Source organism: Herbidospora sp. RD11066, assembly GCF_054661255.1.
Genome location: NZ_BAAGDO010000309.1, coordinates 1 through 245, shown reverse-complemented (window position 1 = coordinate 245; position 245 = coordinate 1). Strand labels below are relative to the sequence as shown.

Sequence of the window (245 nt, the reverse complement as noted above, 5' to 3'; positions counted from 1 at the left end):
GTGAAGGTTAAGCCAAACTCTAAAGGTTGTCTGGAAACTGTAGAGGATGAGCGCTATCCAAAACTCTTCAAAATCAGCTACGTTAAAAGAAACCGTTTCATCCGTCTGGCTACAGTGGTGTTCATTCATCCAATCAATTCCATCCCTACAGAATGGGCAGACTCTACTGCCCCTAGAAACACTGAAGAAGCCCTGCTGTTCAAACATATGATTGAAGATATGACACCGCGAGTAGAACACCGGAG

General features: G+C 44.5%; 1 protein-coding gene. It reads left to right on the top strand.

The features are described from left to right. Positions 1-245: hypothetical protein (locus ACYQ78_RS39995; RefSeq protein WP_459806215.1), on the top strand; the 245-nt coding region annotated here is incomplete at both ends.